Here is a 19,847-nt window from a genome sequence, read left to right as displayed (position 1 = left end):
TGCCACCCATCGCTCAGCTGTCATCAGGCCCTCAGCTGTCATCAGGCACCCAGCTGTCATCAAGCACCCAGCTGTCGCCACGCACTCACTGCCATTCAGGCACTCGCGGTGACGGCGGCCACCGCCAGCAGCAGCACCGCCGAGGCGGTGGAGACCCGGCGGGCGCCGTGCTCGCTGCGCCCCAGCGAGCCGCCGGCCCGGCCGGCCACCAGCGCCACCACACCGTAGATCCCGCCGCAGGCCAGCACGTTGAGCGCGCCGAGCACGGCCACCTGCAGGCCGATCGGCAGCGTCGCCTGCGGGGTGATGAACTGCGGGATCAGCGACAGGTAGAGCAGCATGCCCTTGGGGTTGAGCAGCGCGGTGAGCACGCTCTGGCGCAACACCGCGCCGGTGGGCTGGGCGGCCGTGCGGGCACTCAGCGCGGGGACGCCGCGGCGGGCCGAGCGCAGCAGGCTGATCGCGATCAGCACCAGGTAGGCGGCGCCGAAGTAGCGCAGCGCGGGCAGTGCGGCGGGTATCGCGCGCAGCGCGGCGGCCAGGCCGGCGGCGGCGAGCAGGGTGTGGGTGGCGTAGCCGGCGCAGATGCCGGCCACGGCGGTGAGTCCGGTGCGGCGGCCCTGGCCGAGACTGCGGGCCACGACGTAGAGCCAGTCGGGCCCCGGGGTGCAGACCAGCAGCAGGTCCACGCCCAGGAAGAGCAGCAGCAGGTGGGTGTTCATGATGCGGCTGACGCTAACCAAAAGGGCGTGGCAGCCGATGGCTACTTCGTCCAGTCGCCGCCGCCACTGTGGCAGGATATTGCGCCATGGACCGGATTGACCGCAGGATCCTGCGGGAGCTTCAGCAGAACGGGCGGCTCACCAACGCCGAGCTGGCCGACCGGGTCGGCCTGACCCCCTCCCCGTGCCTGCGCCGGGTGCGCCAGCTGGAGCAGGACGGCGTGATCCGCGGCTACCGCGCCCTGCTGGACGGAGCGGCGCTGGGCCTCGGCTTCCAGGCCTTCGTGACCGTGGTGATGGCGCGCGAGGACAAGCCGACGGTGACCGAGTTCGAGCGCCAGGTCGCCGCACTGCCCGAGGTGGTGGAGGCGCACCGGCTGTTCGGCGACCCGGACTACCTGCTCCGGGTCGCCGTGGCCGACCTGGCCGCCTACGAGCGTTTCCACACCGAGGTGCTCTGCGGCCTGCCAGGCATCGCCCAGGTCAACTCGCACCTGCCGCTCAAACTGGTCCGCCCGGACGAGGGCATCCCGACCGAGCGCGAGCGGCCGTGAACCGGCCCGGCGCCGACGGCGAGCCGTCCGATCCTAGGGCCGGGGCAGAGTGCACCCCGCGAGGGTGAGGTCGAGCTTGTTGCCGGCCGCGAAGCACCGCGTGAGCAGGTAGGTCTCCTCCGCGTAGTTGGTCCCCTGATGGACCGTCACATGGCCGTTGGCGTCGACCTCGCACGGGTTGTTCACGGTGCAGGTCTCACCGTCCTCGTTGCCGGTGTTGTTGACCGCGACCAGCAGCCCGGTGCTGGTGTCGATCACCGGGGAGCCCGAGGTGCCGCCGATGGTGTTGCAGGTGGAGGTGTAGCGGACCGAGTCCTTCCAGACCCAGTCGCCCTCGTCCAACTGGTTGACGAAGCCGTCTATCGAGCAGGAGTAGGTGGTCTTCCAGTAGCCGGAGACCACCTTGATCGAGGTGCCCGCCACCGGGTGGTTCGGCGAGATGGTCAACGGGCTGATGCCGTACCGCGACTTGATGCTCGCGTAGCTCGTGGAGAGCTGATACAGCGTCACATCCGTGTCGGTCATGGTGGCGTAGGCGACCTTGCCGGCCCGCAGCGTGCCGAGGCGGCCGCCGGAGGCGCTGAGCAGGGTGAAGCTCCGGTTGGACGGCTGGTCGACGATCACCTCGCCGGGGCCGGGCATCCCGGTCTCCAGGCAGTGGCCGTTGGTGAGTACCAGGGCCGGGTCGGTGGCCTGGGAGTTGGGCATCCGGACCACCGACCCGGAGCAGTCGCTGAGCGCGACCGTCCCGGCGAAGTTGACGGTGACCGCGGCGGTGGCGGCTTGCGCGGGTGCCGCGCCGACCAGGGCGCTCGCGGCGCCCAGCAGGGTCGCTGCCATGACGCCGAGCAGGGGCTTCTTCACTGCGGAACTCCTCTGACCGTGGGGGTTCTCTTGCGTGGAGGTCTGGCAAATTTGGCGCGGACATGACTATCTGTCAACACCGCCGCCGCTCGGAGCTCGCAGCCATCACACGGGGTGACCTGAGTGGCTGCGAATAGTCCGTTCTGAGTAAAATGTTTAGTTAGCCGTTGACTGCTGGTGAGCGCGAGCCGAGAGTGCGAGCCAGGGAGTGAGGGGGCCGTCGCCTCGCAGCCCACGGCCCGGACTCTCCGTTCGGCAGCTGAGCGGAGCAGGTGTCCGAGGTGGGGGTGTTCCAGCCATGGGAGCCGTAACCATGAGTGACGCACCGGCGCTGACCGGACCCGACGCGAACCGCGACCCGGGTCCTCGGTATCCGGCTGCCGACGGACCGGCCGATCGACCTGACGCCGACCAGCGGGATGCCGAGCAGGTCGTCGACCTGCAGGCCGATCTCGGACAGCTGACCGACCGGCTGCGGGCCGCGCTCGACGCGGGCCACTGGCTGGACTCCTACCTGCTGGCCGCCGGCGCCCTACAGGTCGCCGAGGACCGTCTGCAGGGCGTCTCCTGGCCGCCCCGGCGGCTGGCCGACCACCTCGGCCGACACACCGAAGCACCGGCCACCCGGGCCGCCCTGGGCCTCGCCCGGGGCGGCCTCGACCTGGCCACCGCGGCCGCACTCACCGTGCCGGGCCGCCGCGGCCTGCGCAACTGGTGCGCGGCCACGGGCACTCTGACCGACGCGCTCGCCGAGCGGGTGCTCGACGGCCTGCGGAACCTCGGCGACAGCGCCACCGCACCCGCCAACTCACCCGCCACCGCATCCGGCCCCCGCCCCGACGGCCCGGCCCCACTGCCAGGCCGAGGCAGGGTCGGCCGCGGCCGGGCCCCGACCGCCGGGCTGCTCCGCCCACCCTGCTGCTTCTGCAGCTTCGACCAGCACCCCGCCGACGTCCTCGCCCTGGTCGAGCGCTTCGCCGCCGCGCACCCCGACCGCGACCGCCCACTCCTGGTCCTCGGGGTGCGGACCTCCGGCAGCTACCTGGGCCCGCTGGCCGCCGCCGCCCTGCGCAGGCTCGGCTACCGGTCCGTGCGCAGCGGCACCACTCGTCCGGGCCTGCCCCTGCTGCCCGGCCGCGCCGCCGAGGTCCGCCGGATCCGCGACCGCGGCGGAGCCGTCCTGGTGCTGGACGACCCTCCGGTGACCGGCGGCTCGCTGGCCGCCGTCTGCGCCCGGGCCGAACGCACCGGGTTCGCCACCGAGGCGGTGCTCCCGCTGTTCGCCACCTTCGACGCGGACGGGGCGGTGCCGCCGGTGCTGCTCCGCTACCCCTGCCAGATCCTGCCGGGCAGCGACTGGCGGGCCGGGGCGCAGCTGCGACCGGCGGCACTGGCCCGACTGCTGCCCGCGCTGCTGCCACCGGGCCGACGACTGACCGGCATCACGGCGGCCGAACCGGGCCCGGTCTCACGGGCCCGACACCTCGCCGTCCCGCTGACCGCCCGGCTCGAGGATCCCGCGGCCGGCCCGCTCGAGCTTCCCCTGCTCGCCGAGTGGGCCGGCATCGGCTACCTCGGGGAACACGCCGCCCTGCTCGCCGCGGCGCTGCCCGGTCTGGTCCCCCGGGTGTACGGCTTCGCCGACGGCGTCCTGCTCCGCGAACGCCTCCCCGACGAGCAGCCGGCGACACCCCCCACGCCCGTGACGCCTCCCTTGCCCGCGCCGCCATCCGCGCCGGCAGCGCCGCCCGAGCCCGCGACGCCCCCGCTGCCCGCAACACCCCGCACCGCCCGCCCGTCCACGGTCACCCCCGCCGAGGTGGCCCGCTATGTCGCCGCCCGCCGACACCGTCTCGCCTGCCCCGCCGACCGCAGTCTGGAGCTGGCCGGCCGCCAGCCGGTCTGGGAGATCGCCGCCCGCCTGCTCGCCCCCGTCTTCGGCCGACTCGACCTGGCGCTGCGGCCCACCCTGCTGCACCCACTGGTCCGGGCCCTGCTGGCCGCCGACCGGCCCTGCGTGGTGGACGGCCGGACCACCCCGCAGCGCTGGGTGGCGGCCGCGGACGGCAGCCACCGCAAGACCGACTTCGCCGAGGGCGCCTTCAGCCATCGCGACCTGGCCAGCTACGACGCCGCCTTCGACCTGGCCGGCGCCGCCGTGCTCGCCCCGGACGCCGCGAGCGAGGACGCCCTGCTGACCGCCTTCACCGAGCTGACCGGCGCCACCGTCCCCGCCGCCCGCTGGTGCCTGCTCAAGCTGGTGCACGCCTGGGACGTGGAACGGATGGCCGCGCTCGGCGTCGAGCCCGCGGTCCCGCCCGAGCAGCTCCGCCGGCTCAACGCCCGGATCGTGCAGCGCTTCCTGGCCGAGGTGTACCTCGCGGACCTGGACCTCGAGCCGGCCGGCCCGTGGTGCGTGCTGGACATCGACGGTGTCCTGGAGGCCGACATCCTCGGCTTCCCCAGCTCCGCACCGCAGGGCATGCTCGCGCTGCGTGCGCTGCGCGCCCACGGCTACCGGACACTGCTGGCCACCGGCCGCTCGCTCCCGGAGCTGCGCGACCGCTGCGCGGTCTACCGGCTGGCCGGCGGGGTGGCCGAGTACGGCGCGGTCTGCTTCGACGCCGTCCGGGACCGCGTCGAACTGCGCCTGCCGGCCGGCTGGTCCGAGTCGCAGCCGGACCAGCTGCGGCAGCACAGGCTACGGCAGGACGGGTTGCGGCAGCGGCTGGCCGAACTGCCCGAGGTCTGGGTGGACCCGCTCTCCGAGTGGTGCGTGCGCGCCTCGACCGGCTCCGGCCGCCACCGCACGGCGCTGGCACCGCAGACCGTGGCGCGACTGCTCACCGACCCCGAGCTCGACGACCGCTACACCGTGGTGCCCGGCGACGCGCAGAGCGACTTCGTGCCGCGCGGCACCGACAAGCGCGACGGCGTGCAAGCACTACTCCGGCTGCTCGGCGCGGGCGAGGCCGTCCCCCGGCTCGCGGTCGGCGACGGCCCGGCCGACCTCGCGCTGCTGCGCTGGGCCGAGCTCGGGCTCGCACCCGGCAACGCCGCGCCCGAGCTGCGGGCCGCCGGCGTGCCGGTGCTGCGCCCGCGCTACCAGGCGGGGCTGGCCGCGGCCGTGGGGCGGCTGATCGGCCATCCGCCCGGCGGCTGCCCGTTCTGCAAGCCACTCTTCCAGCCGCCCGAGACCGAGGCCCTGCTCGCGCTGCTGGCCGTCCCGGAGGCCGGCCGGCCCGGTGCCCCGGCCAGGATCGCCCGGCTGGCCCGGGTCACCGCCCAGGTCTCGGCCCGTGCCACCGCCGCCGCCCGCACACGTCGCCGCTCGACCGGTTCACCCCGGGCCCGGGCGGCGGAAGGGCGGCCGCCCCGATGAATTCCTCGGCCGTCCAGCAGGGCAAGCGGCTCCCGTCCCGCCGGTGGACGGGGCGGCGGCTGCGACCCGCGTCCTGGTGGGCGGCGATCTCCCGCACCGACCCGCTGCTGCGCAACGGACATCTGCTGACGGTCAGTTCGCTGTTGACGGCCGGCGTCGGCGCGGCCTACTGGGCGCTCGCCGCCCACCTCTACGGCCCCGACGGCGTCGGACGGACCTACGCCGCCGTCTCGGTGGTGCTCTTCCTGTCCGGAGTCGGCCAGCTCAACCTGAACAACACCATGATCCGTTTCGTCCCGCCCGCCGGGCGGCGGACCCGGCGCCTGGTGCTGCTCGGCTACCTGGCCGCGGCCACCGCCGCGCTGGCCTGCGGCGCGGGCTTCGTGCTGCTGGTGCCGCACCTGGTGCCCGCCCTTGCCTTCCTGCACACTCCGCTGCTGGGCACCGCCTTCGCCGTGGCCACCGCCGGCTACGCCATCTTCGTCATGCAGGACGGCGTGCTGACCGGGCTGCGGCGGGCGGACTGGGTGGTGCTGGAGAACGCGCTGTTCGCGGTGGCGAAGGTGCTCTTCCTGGTGCTGCTCGCGGGTGCCGGTGCCAACACCGGGATCCTCGGCTCCTGGGGCGGCGGACTGGTGATCGCCCTGGCGTTCACCAACACCTTCCTGTTCGCCCGCGCGATCCCCCGCCACCAGCGCCGGGCGCCCGAGCAGGCCGACAACCGGCCGGCCGCCGCGCCCACCTTCGGGTACCTGGCCGCCGACTGGGTGGGCTCGCTCTGCTGGCTGGCCGCGATCACGCTGCCGCCGATCGTCGTGCTCAACCGGCTCGGCGCCGCCGCCAGCGCGTACTTCTCGATCGCCTGGCTGATCGGCTACGCGCTGTACCAGTTCGCCATCAACATGTCCGCCTCGCTGATCGTGGAGGCCGCCGACAGTCCGGCGCTGCTGCGTCGGCACTGCCTGCACGTGCTGCGCCACGTCGGGACGCTGCTCGGTGCGGCGGTGCTCGTCGTGGTGGTCACCGCGCCCTGGCTGCTCACCCTGTTCGGCGCCGACTACGCGCGCGGCGGCACCTCGGTGCTGCGGCTGCTCGCACTGTCCGCCCTGCCCAACCTGCTGGTCACCGTGGTGGTGGGGGTGGCCAGGGTGCGACGCCGGATGCGCCTGGTGGTAACCGTGCTGGCGGTGCTGGTCACCCTGGTGCTCGGGCTGACCGCGCTGCTGCTGCCGCCGCTGGGCATCGCCGGCGCGGGGCTGGCCTGGCTGCTCGCCCAGTGCGCGGTGGCGGCCGTCCTGCTGGCCCGCCGCTCCTGGTGGCTGCCGGCCGCCGAACCCGCACCGGAGGCCACCATGAAGGCCGAACCCGAACCCGAACCCGCACCCGAACCCGCACCCGCCGGCCTCTGGGCCACCCTCCAGGGTCTGCTCCCGCTGCGCCGGCCCGCCCTGTTCCGGGCTCCCGCGGACCACCTGACGGCCCGGCGGCTGGCCCGCAGCCTGCACACCGCCCCCGCGACACTGCGCCCGATCGGGCGCAGCAGCGCCGACGTCCTGGTGCTGCGGCTGGCCGGGACCGACACCGTCGACCTCGCGGTCAAGCACCCACGCAGCGTCCAGTCCCGCGCGGCGCTGGCCCACGGGTCGGATGTCCTGCGGCGGCTGGCCGCCGACGAGCGGCTGGCCGACACCCGTCGGCTGCTGCCGCGCCCGACCGAGTGCCGACTGTCCGGGCCGCTGCCGCTGACCGCCGAGAGCTGGCTGCCCGGAGTGACGGCCGAGCACCTGATGGACCGCCGACCGGAGCGGAGCACCCGGCTGGCCGCCCTGTCGCTGGCCGCCGTCGCCCGACTGCACCGGGCCACCGGGCAGGACGAGCCGACCGACCGCCACCTGTCCGCCTGGGTGGACCAACCGCTGGCCCTGCTGCCGGCACAGATCCCCTGGTGCCGTCGCACGGCCGGCGGCGAGGGGCTCTCCGCGCTGCGCGGGCGGCTGCACACGGGCCTGGCGGATCTGCGGCTGTACACCGCGTGGACCCACTGCGACTTCCATCCGGGCAACGTCCTGCTCGACGAGGCGGGCGACCACGTCACCGGCATGCTCGACTGGGAGGATGCCCGACCGGACGGCCCCGCGGTGATCGACCTCTACTACTTCGTGCTGGCGCTGCGCCGCCGGGCGGGCGACTGCGACCTCGGCGCGGTGATCGCCGACCTGCTGCGCGGCGGGGCGCTCTCCCCCGAGGAGCTGGGCCTGATCGAGACCGCGGCGGTCGGGCGCGCCCAGGCCCCGGATCCGGCCGCGCTGCCGCTGCTGGCCTGGCTGTGGCACCTGGCGGCCAACCTGGCGAAGGCACCGCAGTACGGGCGCAGCCACTGGTGGGTGGCCCGCAATGTGGCCCCGGTGCTGGCGGAGGCGGCCCGATGGCCGACCGAACAGCGCTGACCGCCCGTCTGCTGCAGACCCGGCCCCGCGGCGGCCGGCCGCCGGGCGCCGGGCAGCAGAGCAACCGGGCCTGGGCGATCGCGGTCCGGGCCGCCCTGCCGGTGGCGCTGCTGCTCTGGCTGCTCTCGCTGCGCCGGGTGGCGCTGGACAAGATGGCCGACCTCGGGCTGATCCAGGTGCTGCCGGTGCTGTTCTGGGTCGCGCTGGTCCTGCTCACCGTCGGTTTCGGCTGCGCGCTGCACGACCGCGGGATCCGGCAGGGCTGGCTGGCCGGGTACCTGCTCGGCCTGATCGGCATGATCCACGCGACACCCGCGCTGCTCTACCCGGAGCTGCGCTACGCCTGGGCCTGGAAGCACGTCGCGGTGGTCGACGCCATGCTGCGGCACGGCGGTCCGGTCCCCGACGCGCAGGGTCTGGACATCTACAACCAGTGGCCGGGCTTCTTCGTCCTCAACTGGCTGGTGCTGAAGGTGACCGGCCTGCACTCGGCGCTGGGCTACGCGAACTGGGCGCCGGTGGTGGTCAACGCGCTGCTGGTGGCCCCGCTGCTGCTGCTCTACCGGGCGGTCACCCGGGACCGCAGGCTGGTCTGGGGCGGAGTCTGGATCTTCTTCTCCTGCTCCTGGGTGGGCCAGGACTACTTTGCCCCGCAGGCCTTCGCCTTCGTGCTGTACGTCGTGGTGCTGGCCATGGTGCTGCGCCAGCTGCCCGGCCCCGGAAAACCCAGCAAACCCGGCAAGGCCGGGTCACCCGGCCTGCTCGGGCCGGGTGACCCGGCCGGGGACGAACGCGGCGCCTCGCCCTGGCGACTGCCGCAGCGGGCCGACGGCGGCTGGCTGGTCCGGCTCCCGCTGGTGCTGCTGATCGAGGCGGTGATCGTCTCCTCCCACCAGCTGACCCCGGTGATGCTGGTCTGCACCCTGATCGCGCTGGCGATCCCGCGCCGCAACCGGCGGGTGGTGCTGCCCGCGCTGGCCGGCGCGCTGGTCCTGATGGTGCTCTGGGACAGCACGGTGGCCCGGCCGTATCTGGCCGCCAACCTGCACGACTTCCTGAGCGCGCTGACCAGGCCGGACGGCAACGTCACCTCCGGGCTGGCGGGGCTGGGCGCGGCGGCGCCGGGACAGGTGATCGTCGACTGGGTGGACCGCGGGCTGTCCGCCGCCGTCTTCGTGCTGGCCGTGCTGGCCCTGGTGCGCCGCCCCTGGGTGCGCCGCACCGGCATCCCGTTGCTCGCGATCGCCCCGCTGCCGATGCTCGCCGCGAACAGCTACGGCGGTGAGATGGTCTTCCGGGTCTACCTGTTCGCGCTGCCGGCCACCGCCTTCCTGGCCGCCACGCTGCTCCTGCAGCGCGGGCCGCGCCCACGGCTGCGGGCGGTCGGGGTGGTCGCGGTGCTGCTGGCCATGATCGGCGGGCTGCTCTTCGGTTACGAGAGCAAGGAGGCGATGAACTACTTCAGCACCAAGGAGGTCGCCGCCACCCGCTTCGTGCTCGACACCGCGCCACCGGGCGCGCTGATCGTCACGGTCACCGGCGACGCGCCCGGCAGCGCCTTCGGCTACGACCACCACAACCGGATCCAGATGATCGACGGTCCACCGGAGATCAAGGCACGGCTGGCCCAGAACCCGCTGGCCGGCCTGCAGTCCTACGTGACGTACACGACCCGCGGGACCCCCGCCTACCTGATCCTCAACCGCGCCCAGGCCGCCGAGTGCTTCCTGACCGGCGTGTTCCCCGCCGACACGGTGGCCCGGCTGGACGCGGCCGCCGCCGGCTCGCCCCGGTTCACCCTGGTGTACCGCAACTCCGACGCGGTGGTCTACCGCTTCGTCCCGAACCCGTGACCGGGAGGAATCCGATGCGGAATCCGCTGCCCCCGACCGGCCGGTGGCCGCTCCCCGGCTCGCCGCTCACCCTGGCCCTGGCGCTCTCCGGCTGGCTCGCGCTGGCCGCCACCGCCCTGCCCGGCGCCGTCACCCCGCTGCGGGTCGCGATCGCCACGGCCTTCGTCCTGGTCTGCCCCGGTGGCGCGGCGGTCCGGGCGGCCGACGTGCTGCTCGCCGCCCGTGGCCAGCGGATGGAGGCGTTGGAGGCCGGTGTGCTGACCGTCGCGCTCAGTCTGTCCTGCGCCGCGCTGACCGCCGAGGGCCTCTACCTCACCCGTGGCTTCAGCACCGTGCGGGCGCTGGCCGCGCTGGCCACCGTCACCACGCTGCTCACCCTGTTCACCGGGTGGCTCGGCCGACGGGCCGACCGCGGCGGGGCGGCCAGCCCGTCGCCCGTCGCCGGAAAGCCGGGCTCGGCCAAGCCCGACTCCCGTACCGGCCGGGGCCGCCACGCCCGCACCGCCGCCGCACTGGCCGCTGCCGGGCTGCTCGCCTTCACCGCCGCCTGCGGCAGTGCGGGCGGAAAGGGCCCGGGCAGCCCAGCGGGGGCGGCGGGCGGCGGGTCGCGGAACTCGGCGGGCCCCTCCGCCCCGGCCGCCCCCGGCCCGTGGCATCTGGTCATGCAGGACGACTTCCTCGGCTCCACGCTGAACTCGGCCGACTGGACCACCTGTTACGACTGGAACGACGGCGGCTGCACCAACTCCGGCAACAACGAGCTCGAGTGGTACCTGCCCGGCCAGGTGAAGCTGGCCGACGGCGCGCTGAACCTCACCGCCCAGCGGGAGAACACCAAAGGCACCGACGGCCATCAGTACTCCTGGCGCTCCGGCATGGTCAGCACCGGCCGCGACTCCTGGAACGCCACCCCGCGACACACCTTCACCCACGGCTACTTCGCGGCGGCGGTCCGGGTCCCGGCCGCCGGCGGGATGTTCCCGGCCTTCTGGCTGATGCCCGACACCCGCAGCGTCCCGCCGGAGATCGACGCGGCGGAGTTCATCGGCACCACCCAGTCCGTAGAGCTGACCCTGCACTGGCCGGCGCCCGACGGCTCGGACCAGATCGAGCAGGGCAGTTACGGACCGCAGGACTTCGCGGCCGGCTACCACGTCTTCGCCGTGGACTGGGAGAGCGACGCCGTCACCTGGTACGTGGACGGGGTGCAGCGGTTCAAGGTGACCGACCCGGCCAAGATCCCGACCGGGGCGATGGAGGTGCTGCTCAACCTCGCGGTCGGCTTCCCGAGCCCGCCGCCCGAATCGGTGAACTCCGCCACCATGCAGGTGGACTGGGTGCGGATCTGGCAGCACTGACCTGCGGACGATGACTGTCGACGATTGCCGCGGACGGCTACCCGGTACGGACCGGCGCTAAGCGGTGGTCGGCTCGGCCGGCGGGCCGCCGACCGGGCGGCCGATCTTGGCGCGCAGCCGACGGTAGGCCCGCCAGCCCCGGGTGCGCCAGTGCTCCGGGTAGGGCGCCACCGGCGCGCCGACGCCGTCCAGCCACTCCTGGAAGCGCTCGGCCGGCGTGTCGGCCATCACCATCAACCGGGCGATCCGCAGCGGGTCGTCGGCCGGCGAGCTGAAGGCGTTGGCCACCGCACAGGCCGAACTCCAGCCGGCCTTCTGCACCTTGCGCCGCACCGTCGCGCTCAAGTAGCCGTGCGGGTAGGCGAAGGCGGCCACCGGATGCCCCAGCGCCTCCTCCAACTGCCGTTTGCAGCCGGCGATCTCCTCGCAGAGCCGGCGGCCCGGCAGGGTGTCCAGCTGCGGGTGGGTGCGCGAGTGGCCACCGATCTCGAAGCCGAGCGCGTCCAGGGTGGTGATCTGACGCCAGGTCAGCATCGGCGCGTACGGCAGCAGGCTGCCCTCGGCCTCGATCCCGGGCGGATGGACGGCGCCGGTGGTCACGAAGAGGGTGGCGGGCAGCTCACGGGCGGTGAGCGCCGGGGCCGCCGCCCAGTAGAAGTCGGCGAATCCGTCGTCGAAGGTGAGCACCGCGGCGCGCTCGGGCAGCGGGTGGCCACCGCGTTGGGCCGCGACCAGCCGGCGCAGCGGGAGCACGGTGCGGCCGCTGTCGATGAGCCGGTCGAGCTGCTCGACGAAGACCCGTGGGGTCACGGTGAACGGCGCGATCCAGGACGGCGGGTCGTCGGAGATCGAGTGGTAGAGCAGCACCGGTACCTCGGTCATGGCGGGCCCCCCGCCGACGGGCCGACCAGCAGCCGGGCCCGGCTCGCCAGTGCGCTCCACAGCACCCGCAGCCGGCCGACCGCGTAGCCCAGCACGGCGCTGCCGACCCCGGTGACCAGTGCGGCCGTGGTGCGCGGGGAGGCGTCGCCGCCCGGTCGCAGGCCGTGCACGAAGGCCCGAGGGATCGCCGAGCGCAGGTAGCCGCGTTCGCTGGCCAGGGCCGGGCCGGCGCCGGCGTACCGGGCCACCACCGCCTTGGAGAGCCCCTCGGCGTAGCAGCGGGCCCGGAAGTAGGTCCAGGTGGCGCGCCGGGCCGGCACATGGTGGCGGACCGCCGCGCCCGGCTCGTAGAGCAGCACGGCGTCCGGGGTGCGGGCACTGACCCGCAGGCACAGTTCGGTCTCCTCGCCGCCGAGCGGGCGGCTGCCGATCCGGCCCAGATCGGTGCGGAAGCCGCCCACAGCGAGCAGCTCGGACCGCCGGAAGGACATGTTGGCGCCGATGAAGTTCCGTACCGGCGAGCGGTGTTCGGGCAGGCCGCGATAGGAGCAGCCGACCACCCAGTCGAACTCGCGCGGGAACCAGCGCGGCCGCCCGGCCTCCCAGTTCGCCCGGACCAGGCCGCCGACGCCGAGCACCCGTTGGTCGCGGTAGCCGTCCAGCAGTCGGGCGGTCCAGTCGGGGCAGGCCTCGGCATCGTCGTCCAGGAAGGCGATCACGTCGCCGTGGCTCACCGCCAGCCCGGTGTTGCGGGCCCCGGACAGGCCCTGGTGCTCCTGGTTGCCGACGATCCGGACGCCGTCGATGGTCTCGCGGGCCCGGAAGAGCAGCTCCGGACAGTGGTCGACGACCAGCACGATCTCGTCGGCGGGCGGCCGCTGGGCCCGGACCGAGCGGATCGCGGCCCGCAGGTCGTCCCAACGGTCCACCGTGTAGGCGCAGATCACCACGGACAGGCTCGGCCGGCACGGCACCGGCGCCGCCGCCGGGCCACCGGCCGTCCCGGTGTCGCTGGTGATCCCGGCGTCGCTGCTCGTCCCGGCGTCGCTGGTCATCCCGGTTTCACTGGTCATTGTGACCTCCTCGCGGGTGCCGGCAGCCAGCGCGGCAGCGTGGCCAGCAGCGGGACGCAGAGCGCACCCTCGGCCACCAGCCAGGCCACCCCGACCCCGGCGATGCCGAGCACCGGAAGCAGCAGTACGCCAAGCGTCAGGACCATGGCGCAGAGCGCGAGTTGGAGGACGATCGCCCAGACCAGCCGGCGCCGTGCGCGGGCCACGTCGATGGCCACGCTGACCAGCAGGTTGGGCAGCGCGGCGAGCACCAGCAGGCGCAGTACGCCGGTGCCGTGCGCGGCGTAGTCGGGGCCGAAGAGCCCCAGCAGCCAGGGCGCGGCCACCTCGACGGCCAGGATCACGGCGGTGAGCACCAGGGTGGTGTGCCGCAGCACCCGGCGGCCGTGCTCGCCGAGCCGGCCGGGTTCGCGCACCGCCTCGACGATCAGCGAACTGCCCATGTTGTAGGCGGCCTGGTAGAGCGTGTAGGCGATCACCCAGGCCAGCGAGAAGTAGGCGCTCGGTGCGGCGCCGAGGATGTTCAGGACCAGCAGCGGCATCAGGTCGTAGGCCGCCATCCGGAAGATGGCGCCGAAGTAGTCCGCGGCGGCGTAGCCGACCAGCCGCTGGGGTGGCGCGGTGCCGCCGCGGTCGCCGCCCTGGTGCACCGGCACCGCCCGCTTGAGCAGGAAGTAGTTGGTCACCAGCAGCGAGGTGATCAGGGCGCCGGTCCAGGAGAGCAGGATGCCCGAGTCCAGCGCCCAGGCGGCGCAGCCGACCAGCAGCCCGGTCTTGACCACGGCGAACAGCGCGTTCTCGCCGAGCACCCAGTTGGCCCGGCGCAGTCCGGTCAGCGCGCCGTCCTGGAGCACGAAGAGCGCGTATCCGGCGGTGGCGGCCACGAAGCAGGCGGCGAGCGCCGGATGCCGCAGGAAGCCCAGGTTCGGGGCGAGTTCGGGCAGCAGGAGGAGGAAGAGCAGCGCCGCCAGCGCGCTGCACAGCGCGCCGACGGCGTAGCAGTGCAGCACCAGGCGGCGGGTGCGCCGGCCGGCCACCGGCACGAAGCGGACCAGCAGGTCGTCCAGGTTCAACTGGCCGATCCCGGCGAGCAGCGCGACCGTGCCCAGCGCCGCATAGCTGCGGCCCACGGTGTCGGCGCTGTACCAGGAGGTGGCGAGCAGCCAGAAGACCGCGCCCAGGCCGGCGGTGAGCACAGAACTGATGGTCAGCACATGCCCGTTGCGCAGCAGCGGCTCGGTGGCCAGGGCGGACCGCAAGCGGGCCCGCAGGATGGTCGGATACGGTCGGCAGAGCGACTGCTGCGGTAGCCGGGCGGGAGCGGTGCGGGTGGCCATGGCGTGCTCAGCTCCGTTGCGGCAGTTGCCGTGCGCGGTACCGGCTGCGCAGGTAGCCGACCGGTCCGTAGAGCAGCCCTTGGAGTTCGAGCAGCGAGAGTCGACGCGACCACTCGCCCTCTGGGGCGGGGTCGATCCGCGCCCGGGAGAGCGCGTAGGCGATGCCGCGCGGCAGCCGGCGCAGCAGCGCAGGCAGCAGCCGGGGCTCGGCCAGCACTGCGGCGATCACGTAGGCGGCCAGTCCCGCACCGTAGTTGAAGGCCTGCACTGGCAGCGCCTCGGGGTTGCGCCGGTGCCGGTGCCAGACGATCGACTCGGGCTGGTAGGCCAGGGTGCTGCCGCTGGCCACCACCCGGAACAGCGAGAGCAGGTCCTCACCGCCGAGCGCGCGCGTCCCGGTGCCGATCACCGGGTCGAACCCGCCGATCCGGCGCAGCAGTTCGGTGTGGAACGCCATGTTGGCACCGGAGCCGAACCGGCCGGCGGCGAACGGGAAGAGCGGGTCGTCGGGCGGTTGGTCCAGCGAGTAGCTGCGCTCCTCGAAGCCCTTCTCGTAGTCGCCGTGCGCCTGCAGGGTGGCCTGCGCGGCGGTGGCGAGTTCGGCGGGCAGGATCAGCCCGGTCACGCAGCCGATCCGCGGTGAGCGGGCGAAGGTCTCGGCGATCGCGAACGGCCAGTCGGCGTCCACCAGGGTGTCGTCGTCGGCGAAGGCCGTGATCTCGCTGCGGAGCAGCGGCAGTGCGCGGTTGTGTGCGCTGGCCACGCCCGGCACCGGCTCGGCCAGGTAGCGCACCTGCCCCGGATAGCGGGTGCGCACCAGTTCGGCGGCCTGCCCGCTGTCCGGGGCGTTGTCGACCACGATCACCTCGACCCACGGATAGCCGGTCCGCAGGAGGGAGTCGAGGCAGCCGCGCAGCATGTCCACCCGCTTGTGGGTGGCGACCACGGCGCTGATCGCGGGCGGATCCGCAAGCACCCGGGCGCGGCCCGCCCGACAGGGGCGCGCTCCGGGGGCTGCGGTGGTTGAGGTGGCGGAAGGGGCGCCGGTGGACGCGGCGTCGGCCGCGAGGTGTCGGGCGATCGGTACGGCGAGTTCGCGATGAGCGGCATCGACCAGTGCCCGGCACAGCCCGGCTTCGTGGCCAGGAGCGCCGGTGGCAGAAACCAGTCCGAGCGGGTGTCCGTGCAGCCGCACCAACGCCAACACGCGTCCGTCGGGGTGGGCGGGACCCTGGCCTGCGGGGGAGCGCAGCTCCCACGGGTTGTCCAGGTCCAGCTCGACGACCCGGACGGGGGTGTAGAGCGAGTCGCGGGCGGCAAGGCGGGGGCAGGCCGCTTCGGCGCACCGGTCGGAGCCGTTCATCGCTCCCCCACGGCCTTCGTCTGTGCGGGCCGGGCGCCTGGGCGCTCGGCGATCAGGGTCCGCAGTACCCGTCGGCCGTCCGAGACCGCATGCAGGTGCGAGCGCCCGCTGCGGCGAGGGAGTTCCAGGCTGGGGACCTCGGCGATCCGAAGTCCCTTGCGCAGCGCGTGCGCGATCATCTCGGCCTCGATCTCGAAGCCGCTGGCGGTCAGTTCCAGGGTGTCCAGGAAGCCGCGCCGGAACGCGCAGTAGCCGTAGCAGAGGTCGGTCAGCCGCGCGCCGTACAGCCGGTTGACTACGGCGAGCAGGGCGCGGTTGCCGAGCGAGCGGACGGCGGTGAGATCGAGCGAACCGCCGCCGGAGAGGAACCGCGAGCCCTTGACGAAGTCGTAGCCGTGGTCCAGGAAGTGCAGGTAGTGCGGGATCTCGCCGGGGGACATCGAGCCGTCGGCGTCGATCATCACGATGTACTCGCCGGTGGCGGCGGCGAAGCCGGTGCGCAGTGCGGTGCCCTTGCCGGGACCGCTCTGGCGCACGCTGCGCACGCTCGGCAGACAGGTGCTGGCCATCCGCAGCGTTGCGTCCTGCGAATCGCCGTCGACCAGCACCACCTCGTCCACGCAGCGCGGGATCTGCTCGAACACCCAGGGGATGTTGCGGGCCTCGTCGCGGGCCGGGACGACCAGACTGACGGTGTGTCTGACCTGGGACCGGTCACCGGACCGGCGCAGCAGACGGTCGTCAGCCCGACGGCCGTAGTCCGTGCTCGGCGGCACGGTCCTCGGTGGCATAGTGGAAGTCATCGCGAACTGCCTCTCCTGAGGCAAGGGCAGGGCCTGATAGGCACACGGGTTGCCCTGGCGGATTAGATTCCCCCGCTCCCCACTGGCCCCCCGCTCACGTCCCCCACTGGCCTCCCCAAAAACACCCCCGATGGGCCCATCATGGGCGCCGAAAGCGGCCCACGTCAAGAGGTTTGTGGCTATTTGTCCGATTCGAGGATTCGCCGGGCGATCTCCTGCGGCCGAGTCGGACGCCCGAAGTGCCAGCCCTGCGCCCGGTCGCACCCCATCGAGCGCAGCCGTTCCGCGTGGTCGGCGTTCTCCACGCCCTCGGCGGTGACGGTCAGTCCCAGCGTGTGGGCCAGCGACACCAGGCCGCCGACGATCCGCCAGCCCAGCACCTGCTCGCGTCCGGAGTCCTTGAGGTCGCTGACGAAGGAGCCGGCGATCTTCAGGCTGGAGACCGGCAGGTCGCGCAGGTAGGCCAGGTTGGACCAGCCGGTGCCGAAGTCGTCGATGGCCAGCGAGACGCCCATGTCCACCAGCGAGTGCAGGGCCCGCAGCGACTCGTCCTCGGGGCCGACCACGGCGCTCTCGGTGATCTCCAGCTGCAGCCGGCTGGGATCGAGGCCCGAGGAGCGCAGGATCCGGTCGATGTCCGAGACCAGTCCGGCGTTGCGGACCTGACGGACCGCCAGGTTGACGTTGATCTGCGGCGCCCGGTCGCCGAACTGCTCGACCCAGTCGGCGGCCTGCCCGCAGGCCTGCTCCAGCACCCAGCGGCCCAGCGGCATGATCAGGCCGGTCTCCTCGGCGGTGCCGATGAACTCGTCCGGGCCGAGCACGCCCAGCTGCGGGTGACGCCAGCGGACCAGCGCCTCCACCGCCGAGAGCCGGCCGTCGACCAGGTTGCACAGCGGCTGGTAGTCGATGAAGAACTCACCGCGATCGAGCGCCACCGGCATCCGCACCGAGACCGCGTAGCGGCTCACCGCGCGGGCGTTGCGCTGCGGGTCGAAGAGCGGCCGCGGCCCTCCTCCTTGGCCCGGTACAGGGTCAGGTCGGCGGCCCGCACGGCGGCCATCGGCGTGGTCGCCGCGACCGGCCGCTCCAGCACCCCGACGCTGGCGCCGATCGCGAGGCGGTGCCCGTCGATCGGCACCGGCTTGGCGAGCGCCGCCAGCACCGTCTTGGCCGCCGCCACCGCCTCCTGCTCGCCCCGGCAGTCCTCCAGCAGCACCACGAACTCGTCGCCGCCCAGGCGCGCCACCAGGTGCCCCAGCGGGCGCAGCGCGGACTCCAGCCGCAGTGCGACGGCGGCCAGCAGCTGGTCGCCCATCTCGTGGCCCAGGCTGTCGTTGACCACCTTGAAGCCGTCCAGGTCCACGTAGCACAGCCCGAACCTGGCTCCCGGCTCGGGCGCGTCGAAGACCGCCTCCAGCCGCTCGAAGAAGGCCGAGCGGTTGGGCAGGCCGGTCAGCGGGTCGTGGGTGGCCTGGTGGCGCAGCCGCTCCTGCAGCCGGTAACGGTCGGTGATGTCCTCCAGCATCGCCACCTGGTAGACCGGGGTGCCGTCGTCGTCGCGGATCAGCGAGCAGGTCAGGTGGGTCCAGACCACCTCGCCGTCCTGGCGGTAGTACGGCTTGTCGAAGGAGAAGTGCTCGCGCTTGCCGCTGACCAGCTCCTCGTACGCCTCCCAGACGCCCGGGCTGTCCTCGGGGTGCACCAGGTCGTTGACCCGGCGGCCCTGCATGTCCTCCGGGCGGGCGCCGAAGATCTCCTGCAACGCCTTGTTGACGGCCAGGATGTTGCCCTCGACGTCGCCGATGCCGATGCCGATCGCGGCGCTCTCGAAGAGTGCGCGGAACCGGGCCTCGGACTCGCGCAGCGCGCGCTCGGCCTCCCGGCGGGCGGTGTCCGCGGCCAGCCGTATCGCCTCCTGCTCCTGCAGGGTGCGCTCGCGCAGCGCCTCGGCCCAGCCGGCCGCGAACGCCCCGGCCAGCTCGGCGCTGTGCGGCTGCCCGGCGCCGCCGGCCTGCAGCAGGCCGATCGCCCGGGCCAGCAGGTCCGGGTCGGTGAAGTGCGCCTCGACCAGCAGCGCGCCGGCCTCGGCGGCCGAGCCGGTGTCCAGCAGCGCCTCGGCCTGGGCCTGGTGCAGCAGCTCGGCGGTGCGGCTGACCAGCCGGTGCAGCGCGTCGGGGTGCATCGCGGCCCCCTGGCTGCTGCGCAGCAGCTGCCCCCACTGCGCCGGGTCGGGGAAGCGCTGCCCGGCGGTGGGAGTCAGCGTGCGGTCGCCTGCCGGCTGGGGTCTGGTCACGGCAAGAGCCCCACGCCGACCAGGCCGACCATCCGCTCGGGGTGTTCACCGACCGCGGCGGGCTCGTCCGGGCGCCACTGCGGCAGGTAGACCACGCCGGGCTCGACCAGCTCGAAGCCGTCGAAGAAGCGGTTGATCCGGTCGGCCGCGCGCATGGTCATCGGGGTGGGTGTCCGGTTGTACAGCGCCTGGTGGGTCTCGGCCTGGTCCGGGCGGCCCTCCAGCGAGGCGTGGCAGATCGCCAGCGCGCTGCCGCTCGGCAGTGCGTCACGCAGCGTGGCCAGGATGCCCTCCGGGTCCTGCTCGTCGGTGACGAAGTGCAGCACCGCGACCAGCAGCAGCGCCACCGGCTCGCCGGGCGCCAGCAGCTCGACCACTTCGGGGCGGGAGAGCAGGTCCTCGGGGTTGGTGAGGTCGGCGTCGACCACGGCGCTGAGCTTGTCGTCCTGCAGCAGCAGCCGGCTGTGCGCGACCGCGACCGGGTCCTTGTCGACGTAGACCACCCGGCTGTCCGGCTGGATCTGCCGGGCCACCTCGTGCACCGCGCCGAAGGTCGGTATGCCGGAGCCGATGTCCAGGAAGCGGGTGAAGCCCTGCTCGGCCAGGAACGTGACCGACCTGCGCAGGAAGGCGCGGTTGGCCCGCATGATCAGCGGGAGGTCCGGCCACATCTCGATGGCCTTGCGCGCCATCTCGCGGTCGGCCGCGAAATTGTGGGAACCACCCAAGTAGTAGTCGTACACGCGGGCCGCTGCCGGCCGGTCAAGATCCATACCCGCGGGCACCCACGACGGTCGCCGCATCAGGGACCCCTTCCGACACAGAAATAGACAAGAGGCACAAAGATCATCCTACGGACGCGTGCTCACCGCAAGCGGCGGCGGCGCGGCCGCCTGGTGGGCCTGCCGACTCT

Annotated in this window: 15 protein-coding genes; 5 read left to right on the top strand and 10 right to left on the bottom strand. The window is 73.6% G+C overall.

All coding sequences use genetic code 11. The features are described from left to right. Positions 1 to 95 precede the first annotated feature (95 nt). On the bottom strand, positions 96 to 722 hold the full coding sequence (locus tag BR98_RS33085) for a LysE family translocator (RefSeq protein ID WP_035850761.1): 627 nt from the start codon (positions 720 to 722) through the stop codon (positions 96 to 98). A gap of 86 nt (positions 723 to 808) precedes the next feature. Here BR98_RS33085 and BR98_RS33080 point away from each other — a divergent pair, with 86 nt between their 5' ends. Then, a complete protein-coding gene (locus BR98_RS33080) occupies positions 809 to 1,276 on the top strand; it encodes an Lrp/AsnC family transcriptional regulator (protein WP_035850758.1) in 468 nt (155 codons plus the stop codon). A 33-nt stretch (positions 1,277 to 1,309) separates the two neighbouring features. Here BR98_RS33080 and BR98_RS33075 read toward each other — a convergent pair whose 3' ends face one another. Next, positions 1,310 to 2,140: a S1 family peptidase gene (locus BR98_RS33075; protein WP_198042321.1), complete on the bottom strand. Its 831-nt coding sequence runs from the start codon at positions 2,138 to 2,140 to the stop codon at positions 1,310 to 1,312. Between the two features lie 313 nt (positions 2,141 to 2,453). Here BR98_RS33075 and BR98_RS33070 point away from each other — a divergent pair, with 313 nt between their 5' ends. The 4 genes from BR98_RS33070 to BR98_RS33055 are packed head-to-tail and all read left to right on the top strand — an operon-like array spanning position 2,454 to position 11,180. After that, positions 2,454 to 5,522 (top strand): HAD family hydrolase, encoded by a 3,069-nt coding sequence (locus BR98_RS33070; RefSeq protein ID WP_035850755.1) that lies wholly within the window; start codon positions 2,454 to 2,456, stop codon positions 5,520 to 5,522. Beyond that, positions 5,519 to 7,969 carry a phosphotransferase gene (locus BR98_RS33065; protein WP_035850752.1) on the top strand — a complete coding sequence of 817 codons (2,451 nt, stop codon included), beginning with the start codon at positions 5,519 to 5,521 and terminating at the stop codon, positions 7,967 to 7,969. Before BR98_RS33070 ends, BR98_RS33065 begins: the two co-directional genes overlap by 4 nt. Further along, on the top strand, positions 7,948 to 9,822 hold the full coding sequence (locus BR98_RS33060; protein WP_051970687.1) for a hypothetical protein: 1,875 nt from the start codon (positions 7,948 to 7,950) through the stop codon (positions 9,820 to 9,822). Before BR98_RS33065 ends, BR98_RS33060 begins: the two co-directional genes overlap by 22 nt. A 14-nt stretch (positions 9,823 to 9,836) precedes the next feature. Further along, a complete protein-coding gene (locus BR98_RS33055) occupies positions 9,837 to 11,180 on the top strand; it encodes a family 16 glycosylhydrolase (protein WP_035850749.1) in 1,344 nt (447 codons plus the stop codon). 57 nt (positions 11,181 to 11,237) lie between these two features. On the opposite strand, the gene BR98_RS33050 is transcribed toward BR98_RS33055, so the two are convergent. From BR98_RS33050 to BR98_RS33020, 8 genes are all read right to left on the bottom strand, one after another. After that, the gene (locus BR98_RS33050; protein ID WP_232247796.1) at positions 11,238 to 12,062 is read right to left on the bottom strand and encodes a polysaccharide deacetylase family protein; all 825 of its coding nucleotides are present in this window, start codon (positions 12,060 to 12,062) and stop codon (positions 11,238 to 11,240) included. Continuing rightward, a complete protein-coding gene (locus BR98_RS33045) occupies positions 12,059 to 13,135 on the bottom strand; it encodes a glycosyltransferase family 2 protein (RefSeq protein WP_232247795.1) in 1,077 nt (358 codons plus the stop codon). Before BR98_RS33045 ends, BR98_RS33050 begins: the two co-directional genes overlap by 4 nt. Then, positions 13,132 to 14,472, bottom strand: a complete 1,341-nt coding sequence (locus BR98_RS33040; RefSeq protein ID WP_051970684.1) for a lipopolysaccharide biosynthesis protein — start codon at positions 14,470 to 14,472, stop codon at positions 13,132 to 13,134. The genes BR98_RS33045 and BR98_RS33040 overlap by 4 nt, the downstream gene beginning before the upstream one ends. A gap of 7 nt (positions 14,473 to 14,479) precedes the next feature. Next, positions 14,480 to 15,835 (bottom strand): glycosyltransferase family 2 protein, encoded by a 1,356-nt coding sequence (locus tag BR98_RS33035; protein WP_051970682.1) that lies wholly within the window; start codon positions 15,833 to 15,835, stop codon positions 14,480 to 14,482. Continuing rightward, positions 15,832 to 16,638 (bottom strand): glycosyltransferase family 2 protein, encoded by an 807-nt coding sequence (locus BR98_RS33030; protein WP_083977276.1) that lies wholly within the window; start codon positions 16,636 to 16,638, stop codon positions 15,832 to 15,834. The genes BR98_RS33035 and BR98_RS33030 overlap by 4 nt, the downstream gene beginning before the upstream one ends. 179 nt (positions 16,639 to 16,817) lie before the next feature. Then, complete coding sequence (locus tag BR98_RS41775) at positions 16,818 to 17,609, bottom strand: putative bifunctional diguanylate cyclase/phosphodiesterase (protein WP_157538027.1); 792 nt, start codon at positions 17,607 to 17,609, stop codon at positions 16,818 to 16,820. After that, a complete protein-coding gene (locus BR98_RS41770) occupies positions 17,606 to 18,934 on the bottom strand; it encodes a GGDEF domain-containing protein (protein ID WP_232247794.1) in 1,329 nt (442 codons plus the stop codon). The genes BR98_RS41775 and BR98_RS41770 overlap by 4 nt, the downstream gene beginning before the upstream one ends. Next, complete coding sequence (locus BR98_RS33020; protein WP_035850746.1) at positions 18,931 to 19,737, bottom strand: SAM-dependent methyltransferase; 807 nt, start codon at positions 19,735 to 19,737, stop codon at positions 18,931 to 18,933. The genes BR98_RS41770 and BR98_RS33020 overlap by 4 nt, the downstream gene beginning before the upstream one ends. Positions 19,738 to 19,847 lie beyond the last annotated feature (110 nt).

Origin of the sequence: Kitasatospora azatica KCTC 9699 (genome assembly GCF_000744785.1) — a bacterium.
Taxonomy (GTDB): domain Bacteria; phylum Actinomycetota; class Actinomycetes; order Streptomycetales; family Streptomycetaceae; genus Kitasatospora; species Kitasatospora azatica.
This window is presented reverse-complemented; position numbering and strand designations above follow the sequence as displayed.

Excerpts from the sequence above, each read along its gene's own strand:
- BR98_RS33085 (WP_035850761.1), bottom strand. The coding sequence starts at position 722 with ATGAACACCCACCTGCTGCTGCTCTTCCTGGGCGTGGACCTGCTGCTG.
- BR98_RS33080 (WP_035850758.1), top strand. The coding sequence starts at position 809 with ATGGACCGGATTGACCGCAGGATCCTGCGGGAGCTTCAGCAGAACGGG.
- BR98_RS33070 (WP_035850755.1), top strand. The coding sequence starts at position 2,454 with ATGAGTGACGCACCGGCGCTGACCGGACCCGACGCGAACCGCGACCCG.
- BR98_RS33065 (WP_035850752.1), top strand. The coding sequence starts at position 5,519 with ATGAATTCCTCGGCCGTCCAGCAGGGCAAGCGGCTCCCGTCCCGCCGG.
- BR98_RS33060 (WP_051970687.1), top strand. The coding sequence starts at position 7,948 with ATGGCCGACCGAACAGCGCTGACCGCCCGTCTGCTGCAGACCCGGCCC.
- BR98_RS33055 (WP_035850749.1), top strand. The coding sequence starts at position 9,837 with ATGCGGAATCCGCTGCCCCCGACCGGCCGGTGGCCGCTCCCCGGCTCG.
- BR98_RS33050 (WP_232247796.1), bottom strand. The coding sequence starts at position 12,062 with ATGACCGAGGTACCGGTGCTGCTCTACCACTCGATCTCCGACGACCCG.
- BR98_RS33045 (WP_232247795.1), bottom strand. The coding sequence starts at position 13,135 with ATGACCAGTGAAACCGGGATGACCAGCGACGCCGGGACGAGCAGCGAC.
- BR98_RS33040 (WP_051970684.1), bottom strand. The coding sequence starts at position 14,472 with ATGGCCACCCGCACCGCTCCCGCCCGGCTACCGCAGCAGTCGCTCTGC.
- BR98_RS33035 (WP_051970682.1), bottom strand. The coding sequence starts at position 15,835 with ATGAACGGCTCCGACCGGTGCGCCGAAGCGGCCTGCCCCCGCCTTGCC.
- BR98_RS33030 (WP_083977276.1), bottom strand. The coding sequence starts at position 16,638 with ATGACTTCCACTATGCCACCGAGGACCGTGCCGCCGAGCACGGACTAC.
- BR98_RS33020 (WP_035850746.1), bottom strand. The coding sequence starts at position 19,737 with ATGCGGCGACCGTCGTGGGTGCCCGCGGGTATGGATCTTGACCGGCCG.